This is a genomic window from Azospirillum sp. B4, from assembly GCF_000333275.1.
Taxonomy (GTDB): Bacteria; Pseudomonadota; Alphaproteobacteria; order Azospirillales; family Azospirillaceae; genus Nitrospirillum.
The window spans coordinates 1-8787 of the sequence record NZ_BACU01000689.1 but is presented as its reverse complement, the minus strand read 5'-3'; the positions used below and the strand labels follow the sequence as shown (position 1 = coordinate 8787).

Below are 8787 nucleotides of genomic sequence, written 5' to 3'. Positions count from 1 at the left end.
CCATGAGAAATTGGGGACTTTGACAATGCCCGGCTAAATCGCCATGAAGTTATTGAAATAGATAGAAAATATATTGATTCTGGAATAAAAGATCGATATATTTTTGACACATGGTCTTCAGCGAATTTAAAACTCGGGAACTATGATTTTGCGAAGCCGCAAATGGAGTGGCTTAAAAAAATTGGTTATCAAAAACCAGCCTACGTCGAATCTTTGTCTCAATCATCCAGATAGGGGATTACAATGCCTGACCCTCTTAACGAAATTAATGTGATCGTCACGATCGCGGTCCAGGATGGCGACTATGTATGGAGCTACGCAGGCGATGTCACTAATCCCAGTACGGGCCTGATCGCCCTGCCGAACAACAATCCCGCTAAGATCACCTACGCCCTCTGCCCCGAGACCGCGGGCCAATACAGCTTCTGCTTTGTGAACCTCAGCGAGGCGCACGCCGCAACCCGGCAGATCACATCCATTAAAATCGACCGCACCTCCATCACCATTCATGACGAGAACCTTCCCGGATATACCGGTGTCACGCCATTCGGTTTTCGCTTGATCGCGCGCTCCCGGGGCAACATCAACGCCCCCATCGTCAGCCCCGACCCCGAGGTCATTAATGAGCCTGGCCCTAGACCCCCATGCGAATAATCGTTCTTATAAGGTCCCGCCCCCCTGGCGCTATCGCCAGGGGGATTTTTCATTTGGCCCCGGCGTCGGCGGAACATGAACCGGCCGCGTCCAGCGGTGGGCGCGACACCCGTAACGCGGACAGAAATGCTAACGGTTTCCCGTTGGCTGATGCGGCGGGCAATGATCCCCTCGTGGTCCGTCAATCACCCCCTTGAGGCGAACAGCATGACCAGCTTGCCCACCCGCGAAGGCACCCCGCTTGACCTGGACGACCGGCTCCCCCACCTCGCCGGGGTGACCCTGCTTTCCGATGAGGACGTCATGGCCGTCGCCGGCGGACCTGAAGTCATCAACGAGCCGGGGCAGCGTCCTCCCCTGTGAGTAACTGTTCTCCGATGCATGCCCCTTCGGCGCCCTCGCCGAGGGGCGTATGTTTATTGGAAGATCGGCAGCGGCAGGAAATGGCCCATCATCCACCGGATGATCGTGGTGGTGGAAGCCGCACCTCCAACCGAGCCAGGGTGTCGGCCCAGCCCAAAGTGGCAATGCGTGGCGCCGCTGCTCCGCCAAGGTCGGCGTGCCGCTGGGCTTCGCCCGATCCATCGACGCCCAGGCCTTGACAGGTGTCCTTGACCGCCGCGATGGCGGTCAGCGCCGCCGTTCCCGGTCCGGTCACTTCCGTCAACATATCGATCATCAGCGCCAGTTCGCCAACGCGGCGGGTGGCGGGGTCGGCCGCCCGCCACCAGTCCATCAGCGGTCGCGCGGCCGCGCGCAGGGCCGGCGATGGCGATGCCGGGGCGGGCCCCCACAGTGACACTGCCCAGGCCGGGAGCCACGCGCCATTTCCCCCGTCCACCATCGCGTCCTTATCCGCCGCCACGGCAAGGACATCGACCAGGGTGACCACCAGGGCGCCTGTACCACCCGCCGCTGCCCAATCCGCGACCGTCGCGTCCACCGGCGGCGACAGCGCCGCCAGGGTGGCGCGCAGGGTGGCCGCGATGGCCTTCAGGTCCAGGGCGGCGCGGATGTCCGCCTCCGGCAGGTCGCGGGCCAGGCGCTGAAGCTGGCTGATGTAACTGGCGCCCAGCAGCAGTTGGTTGGTCAGCATATCGCATTGGGCGCACAGCGACGCGACCGCTAGGTCCGCCCGGAACGCCGCCGGTGGGGTCGGAAGCAGCCCCCGGCACCGCCGCGCCAGGGCGACCAGGCCGCCGGTGATCAGCCCGTCATGCAGGCTGCGCCAGATGGCGGCCTGCCACAGCCCGTACTCCAGGGCCAGCGCCGGCGCCCGGCCCGCCACCCAGCCGGGAAGAGGACTGTACCGGATGGCGAACAGGTCGCGCGCCAGCAGGATCAGGTGGTTGCACAGGGCGACGACGCCGGGCGGTGGGCCGTCGCCCATCCTGTCCGGAACGCTCCCCGCAACACTCCGACAATCATCGGCGGCCCCCGCATCCCCCCGTAGTCCCATTCAGGCCTCCGGCAGCGGGGGCAAGGTGACCGTGGCGCCGTCCAGCGTGAGGCGATGGAAAGCCCCCCGGGCGTCGGTGTAGTAGGCGGACTCGGCGTCTCCGGCGAAGACGGCCACGGCGTCCGGCGCCAGGTGGGTGCGCTGTGGTGGCTGGGCCGTGGTGTCGATATGCCAGAGGGCGCCGGGCGGGTGGGAAGCGATGGCCAGTTGATCGCCGGTGGACAGGGGGGCGATCGCGCCGACGCAGACGCCGACCTGCCGGGGGGCGCCGCCGGCCGCCGGGTCGTGGAGATAGGCCCGGTTGTCGGCGTCGACGATGCCCAGCTTGCCGCCACCGGCGCGAATGGACTGGCAGGCGAAGCGGCCCACCCGGCCCCAGCTTTGCCGCGCGACGTTATAGCGGTAGAGGGTCTGGCTGTTGTTGGCCAGGGCGAAGACGACGCCGCCGGCGACGGCGATCTGGGCGGCGACATCGGGGCCGGGCAGCATGGGCAGCGCCGTCCAGCTTTTGCCCTTGCCGTTGTAGCGGTGGATCCGCCCGTCGCCCGTGGCCTGGCTCACGGCATAGATGTCACCGTCGCCCACGGCGACGCAGGTGGCGGGAAAGGTGGAAATGACCGCCCAAGCCTGGGTGAAGCGGTCGTACAGCTTCACCTGGTAGCTGGAGGGGCCGGTCATGCCCAACCCGGCCGAGGTGGCCGGCGCCCCGTCGATGGCCACCAGGTCATAGCCGTCGCTGACGCAACTCAGCGCGCTTTCCTTCATGTCGGTCCACGACCGGGTCGTTTCGCAATACTGGTACATCCGGCCCGACGGGCCGATGCGGAAAATGTCGTCCCCCGCGACCGCCACCTTGGACGGGGCGCTGAGGTGCGTGGGGGACGGCCATAGATGCAGGGCTGGCGTGTCGGACAGGGCGGCATCGGCCATCACCGCGTTCCACTCCTCCCGCGCCGCCTCCCGTTCGCCAGCCTCCAGCGCGCCCAGGGCGTTCGACATCTCGGCCGGCAGGGTGCCCAACAGCCAGACCAGGGCCGCCAGTTCCTCCTGCGTGGCCTGAAGCATGGGGGCGACGCCCTGCAGTTGCACGCGCATGCCGGCCAGCAGCAGGGCCGCCGCCTGCTCCTGCCGCCACCGGTCGACCTTGACCTCGATCAGCGCCTCCAGCTTGCCCAACTGCGCCTGCAGCGCGCCCAGATCGGCGTCCATGCCGATGGCGCCGCCCGGTATCATGGCCCAGCCCTGGGGGTTCCAGCATAGCGTCAGGCCGACCACCCCCGCCGTCAGGGACGACAGCGTGCCCACGCCGGCGCCGATGATCCGGCCGGCTTCGGCGGCCACGCCCGCCCGGGCCTGCTCCACGGCCGTGGTCATCGCCTTGACCTCGCCGCCATAGGCCGCCAACAACTGACCCAGGGGGCCGGTTTGCGTGGCGCCAACCAGGGTGCCGGCGGTGGTCGCCAGCCATTGCCCCTGCTGGCTGGCCGCCGCCAGCAGGGCGGAAACGGCCTCGCCCTGGCGCCGAAGGGCGCGTTCGCAAACCTTCAAGGAATAGGTGCAGGCCGGTTGACCGGCCGTCTGGCCATAGCGGCCGACCAGGGCGTCATTGAGGGTGCGGGTGATGTCCGCCAGCAGACGCGGCATCGATGCCAGTTGCGAAAGAACGCTGGGCATTTCCGCGCCCCGCCGGGGTGTGATCCAGCTCTCGGCCCCCGATCGGAACACCGCCAGCTGGTCCCTCAACGCGTTGTACGCCGCCTGCAACGACGACGTCCCGAGGGGGGAGGGAAAGGGCGGCAGTTCCTGGAACACGATGGCGGGGGCCGACATCTGCGCCAGGGCATGCAGATGGGTGCTGGTGACCGCCAGGCTGAGGGTCGCCGCCACCGTCTGTTCCACCAGCGCCTGGGCGATCTGGCCCAGCCGGGTGACCGCCGGCGGGCGCGCCGGCAAGCGGGCATGAACGCCGGGCGCCATCAGCAGGCGCCGGCCCCGTCCCAGGGTGGCCACCGCGGGCGCCGTGGCGGCCTGCATCGTCGCGTTCATGCCCATTCCCCTTCCATCGAATCAAACCGCCCCCACCTGTCGGGGGCTGGCCGGGGAAACCTAGTCCGGGAAGGGCGACAGGCATTCTTCCAATATTCTTCTGAAATTAACCGACTGTTTTAAAACGATATTCCTTCCAGATGTAGGAAGGGCCCGGCCTTGGCCGCCGGGCCCTTCCCCATATCCCTTCTCACCCCAAAGGGCGTTCCGGGGGGTCAGCAGTCGAAGAACACCGTCTCTCGCGCGCCCTGCAGGTGGACGTCGAAACGGAAGGTGGGGATTCCGTCCCCCGCCTGCCGGGCGGCGATCAGGGTCTGGCGGCGGTGCACCAGCTCAATCGACAGCAGCGCCGGGTCGGCGGCGTTGGCGTCCGCCCGGTCATCGAAATAGATGCGGGTATGCAGGTGGATGTTGATGCCGCGCGCGAATAGCAGCAGGGAGCAATGCGGCGCCTGCGGCCGGCCGTCCACCCAGGGCGTGGCGCCGGGCCGGATGGTTTCGAACGCCCAGAGCCCCGTTTCCGCATCGGCGCCGACGCGGCCCCAGCCCCGGAAGCCCGGCGCGTTGTAGGCGCCGGTGCTGTCGGCCTGCCACAGTTCCAGCATGACATCGCGCAACGGGTGGCCGGAGCCGTCATAGACCACGCCCTCGATGCGGATCCGCTCTCCCGGCACGCCGCCGCCGGCCAGGACGTGCAGCTTTTCCTGGGTGCGCAGGTTCAGGCCGGCGAAGGCCGGCAGGCAGCCGATATGGACATAGGGTCCGCCGGTCTGCGAGGGGGTTTCCTTCAGATAATCAACGGGCATGGCTCAGTTCCCCTCCGGCCGGTTCTCAAAGAAGGTGGAGCGGCGCCCGCGCAGCACCAGGTCGAAGCGGTAGACCAGACTGTCGAAGGGCACCATCTCGTTCATGTCCAGCTTGGCCACCAGCCGGTCCACCGCCGCCTTGTCGGGGATGGTGCCGATGATGGGGCACAGCGGGATCAGGGGATCGCCCTCGAAATACATCTGGGTGACCAGGCGCTGGGCGAAGGCGTTGCCGAACAGCGAGAAATGGATGTGCGAGGGGCGCCAGTCGCTGTTGTGGTTCATCCAGGGATAGGGTCCCGGCTTGATGGTGCGGAAGAAGTACCGCCCATCCTCATCGGTGACGCAGCGGCCGCAGCCGCCGAAGTTCGGGTCCAGCGGGGCCAGGTACCGGTCGTTGCGGTGGCGGTAGCGGCCGCCGGCATTGGCCTGCCAGACCTCGACCAGGGTGTTGCGCACCGGCCGGCCCATCTCATCCACCACGCGGCCGTGGACGATGATGCGCTCACCGATGGCTTCCTCGCCGGTGGTGATGTAGTTGCGGATCAGGTCGTTGTCCAAGGGGTCCAGGTCACCGTGGCCAAACACCGGGCCGGTGCGCTCGCCGATGGACTGGCGCAGCGACACCAGCGCCTTGCCCGGGGAACGCAGCACCGACGTCTTGTACTGCGGGGTGTAGGCCGGCGGATGCCAGGCACGGTCACGCCGGGTGAATTCACCCAGGTTTTCTTTGTCGCTCATCTCAGGCCCCGTCCTCCCGGGTTGGTTATTCGGATGCGGGCAAAGTGCGGCGCCCACATCTTTCACCCCTACCCTAGATCATTCCATGCTTCTGAAAATCCCATGCATGACCATATAATCAATCGATATGATTCTTTCGTCATTTCAGGCCCGTCTTCGCGTTGGTTATTGGATGCGGCAAAGTGCGGCGCCACATTTTTCACCCTACCTAGTATCATTCCATGCTTTTGAAATCCCATGCATGACCATTAATCAATCGATATGATTCATGATTTGGAGCGGCGTCCCATGGGGGCCTTGAACACTTGGCCCGTGGACGGCCATCTGCTGCGGCTGTTCGTCATGGTGTATGAGGAAGGGTCGTTTTCGGCCGCCGCCCGGCGGCTGGACATGGCGCAATCGGCCGTCAGCCACGCGCTGAACCGCCTGCGCGGCCTGGTGGGCGATCCGCTGTTCGTGAAATCCGGCCGGCGCATCGTCCCGACCCAGCATGCAGACCAGCTGGTCCCCCAGGCCCGCGCGCTGATGGATGGGCTGAAGGCGCTGACGGCCGCGGCCGCCTTCGACCCCGCCCGCGCCCGCCTGAACTGGACGGTGGCGGCCAACGACTTCCAGTGCGACCTGCTGCTGCCCCGGCTGTATGGCCGGGTGCGGCCCCAGGTGGCCGGCTTCCGCCTGCAGGTCGTGCCTTCCGGCCGGCCCACGGGCGATATCCTGCGTGAGGCGCGGTGCGACCTGCTGATCTCCCCCACCCCGCCGGAGGGGACGGACATCATCCAGAAGCGGCTGTTCGAGGACCGTTACGTCTGCGTCTATGATGGCGGCCGCCGGTCGGCGCCGGCCACCGCCGCCGAATTCCTGGCCGATCGCCACGTCACCGTCATCCACCCCACCGCCGATCCCCTGTCCTTCGACAAGGGGCTGGAGGCCCTGGGCCTGCACCGCGACGTGGTGGTGTCGGTGCCCACCTTCGCCGGGCTGGCGGCCTTCCTGCGGGGCAGCGACCTGCTGGCCTGCGTGCCCAGCCGCTTGCATCAGGTGGATCTGCGCGACTTCACCATCGCCCCCCTGCCCGCCGACCTGCTGGCGGGTGCCCCTGTTGAGGCGGGGGGCTTGCGCATGTACATGGCCTGGCACCTGCGCGGCCAGCACGACCCGGCCCAGGCCTGGCTGCGGGGGCAGCTGGAGGCGGTGGTGAGGGAGGTGGAAGGGGCTTAGCCTTCCGCCGCCTCCAGCGCCGCGAAAACCTCCGCCGCCTGGTGGAAGGCGGTGTTGGCGGCGGGAACGCCGCAATAGATGGCGCTCTGCAGGATCACTTCCTTGATCAGGTCCTTGGACACGCCGTGCTGGACGGCGGCGCGGACGTGCATCTTGAATTCGTCGCCCCGGTTCAGGGCGATCATCATGGACAGCGTCATCAGGCGGCGCGTGGTGTGGTCGATGGCCGGCCGCGTCCAGATCTCCCCCCAGGCGTAGCGGGTGATCAGGTCCTGGAACTCAGTGTTGAACTCCGTTCGGCTGGCCAGGGCGCGGTCGACATGGGCGTCGCCCAGGACGGACTTCCGGGTCTTCAGGCCGAACTCGTAACGCTCTTGCTCATCCATAGGGAGTGGTCCTTCAGGCCAGGAAGTCCAGCAGCGCGGCGGTGAAAGCCGCCGCCTGCTCGATATTTGAAAGATGGGCGGCTTCCAGCATGACCAGGCGGCTGCCTTTGATACCGGCGTGCAGTTCCTCAGCCTTCGCCGGTGGGGTGGCGGGATCCTGGGTGCCACCGATGACCAGGGTGGGCACGGAAACGCCGCCCAACTGCGGCCGCTGGTCCATGTCGCGGATGGCGGCGCAACACCCGACATAGCCCTGCGGCTTGGTGGCCAGCAGCAGTTGGCGCACACGGTCCGTGGCCTCCGGTTCGGCGGCCACGAAGCCGGGGGTGAACCAGCGCTCGATGACCGCCTCGGTGACGGCGCCCATGCCCTGGGCCGTCACCAAGTCCATGCGGCCCTGCCAGCTCTCGGGCGGCCCCATGTAGGCGGCGGTGTTGGCCAGCACCAGGCGTTCCAGCCGCTGACCAGCGTTGATGCCCAGCCATTGCCCCACCATGCCGCCCTTGGACAGGCCGCAGAAGCGGACGCGGTAGAGGTCCAATTCATCCAGCAGGCCCAGCACATCCTGGCCCAGCCGCGCCATGGTGTAGGGACCGGCGGGGGCGTCACTGGCGCCGTGGCCCCGGCTGTCATAGCGGATGACGCGATACTGTTCGGTCAGCGCCGCCATCTGCGGCTCCCACATCGCCACGGCGGTACCCAGGGAGTTGGACAGCACCAAGGGCGGGGCATCGGCGGGACCGTCGACGCGATAGCTCAAGTGGCAGCCATCATCCAATGTGATCAGTGGCATAGACGGTTATCCTCATGTATCGCGGGAAGAGCGGGCCGCCAGGGCCCGGGAAACGAACCGCGGCGCCATGCCCAGATAGGTCGAGGGATCCAGGGCGGCGGCCAGTTGATCCGGCGTCAGGTTGGCCGTCACCTCCGGCACGGTGGCCAGCACCTCGCCCAGGGACCGGCCCTCGGCCACCGCCTGGCGGCTGGCCTTTTCCACCAGGGAATGGGCGGGCCCCCGGCCCAGGGCCTCGCCCAGGGCCATGACCACGGATTCCGACATCAGCAGGCCGCGGGTGATGTCCAGGTTGGCGCGCATGCGGGCGGCGTCCACCTCCAGCCCGGCCATGGCGTCGGCCATGACCCGCAGGCTGCCGCCCACCAGGCGGAAGATCTCCGGCAGCGTCTCCCACTCCGCGTGCCAACCGCCCAGGCCGCGCTCCTGCTCCTGCGGCATGGCCGCGAACAGGGTGGCCACCAGGGGCGGCACGCGGGTGGCCGCCTGCAGCGCCACGGCGCAGGCCACGGGGTTGCGCTTGTGCGGCATGGCGGACGACCCGCCCTTGCCCCGCTCCGCCGGCTCGAACGCCTCCCCCACCTCCGTCTGCATCAGTAGCGACAGGTCGCGGGCCATCTTGCCCAGCACGCCGGCCACCAGGCCCAACGCGCCACCCAGCGCCACCAGCCGGTCGCGATGGCC

Annotated in this window: 10 protein-coding genes; 3 read left to right on the top strand and 7 right to left on the bottom strand. The window is 67.6% G+C overall.

What is annotated here, in order from left to right; translation table 11 throughout:
• Positions 1–243 precede the first annotated feature (243 nt).
• Both I55_RS31050 and I55_RS37485 read left to right on the top strand, forming a co-directional pair.
• A complete protein-coding gene (locus tag I55_RS31050) occupies positions 244–654 on the top strand; it encodes a DP-EP family protein (protein ID WP_044564599.1) in 411 nt (136 codons plus the stop codon).
• A gap of 207 nt (positions 655–861) precedes the next feature.
• Entirely contained in the window at positions 862–1017 is a 156-nt protein-coding gene (locus tag I55_RS37485) for a hypothetical protein (protein WP_159107310.1), read from the top strand.
• An 88-nt stretch (positions 1018–1105) separates the two neighbouring features.
• Here I55_RS37485 and I55_RS31040 read toward each other — a convergent pair whose 3' ends face one another.
• The 4 genes from I55_RS31040 to pcaH form a co-directional block, all read right to left on the bottom strand.
• Positions 1106–2044: a hypothetical protein gene (locus tag I55_RS31040; protein WP_044564597.1), complete on the bottom strand. Its 939-nt coding sequence runs from the start codon at positions 2042–2044 to the stop codon at positions 1106–1108.
• Between the two features lie 69 nt (positions 2045–2113).
• Positions 2114–4159: a hypothetical protein gene (locus tag I55_RS31035; RefSeq protein ID WP_148294070.1), complete on the bottom strand. Its 2046-nt coding sequence runs from the start codon at positions 4157–4159 to the stop codon at positions 2114–2116.
• 215 nt (positions 4160–4374) lie between these two features.
• Complete coding sequence (gene pcaG, locus I55_RS31030) at positions 4375–4965, bottom strand: protocatechuate 3,4-dioxygenase subunit alpha (protein WP_044564595.1); 591 nt, start codon at positions 4963–4965, stop codon at positions 4375–4377.
• A 3-nt stretch (positions 4966–4968) separates the two neighbouring features.
• Positions 4969–5706, bottom strand: coding sequence for a protocatechuate 3,4-dioxygenase subunit beta (pcaH, locus tag I55_RS31025; protein WP_044564594.1), 738 nt, complete (start codon positions 5704–5706; stop codon positions 4969–4971).
• A 288-nt stretch (positions 5707–5994) separates the two neighbouring features.
• Here pcaH and I55_RS31020 point away from each other — a divergent pair, with 288 nt between their 5' ends.
• A complete protein-coding gene (locus tag I55_RS31020) occupies positions 5995–6924 on the top strand; it encodes a LysR family transcriptional regulator (protein WP_044564600.1) in 930 nt (309 codons plus the stop codon).
• Here the strand turns inward: I55_RS31020 and pcaC are convergent.
• The 3 genes from pcaC to I55_RS31005 form a co-directional block, all read right to left on the bottom strand.
• On the bottom strand, positions 6921–7310 hold the full coding sequence (pcaC, locus tag I55_RS31015; protein WP_044564593.1) for a 4-carboxymuconolactone decarboxylase: 390 nt from the start codon (positions 7308–7310) through the stop codon (positions 6921–6923). The two genes, I55_RS31020 and pcaC, sit on opposite strands and share 4 nt — an antisense overlap.
• A 13-nt stretch (positions 7311–7323) precedes the next feature.
• Positions 7324–8103, bottom strand: coding sequence for a 3-oxoadipate enol-lactonase (pcaD, locus tag I55_RS31010; RefSeq protein WP_044564592.1), 780 nt, complete (start codon positions 8101–8103; stop codon positions 7324–7326).
• Between the two features lie 12 nt (positions 8104–8115).
• On the bottom strand, positions 8116–8787 hold a 672-nt coding region (locus tag I55_RS31005; RefSeq protein WP_044564591.1), incomplete at its 5' end, for a lyase family protein.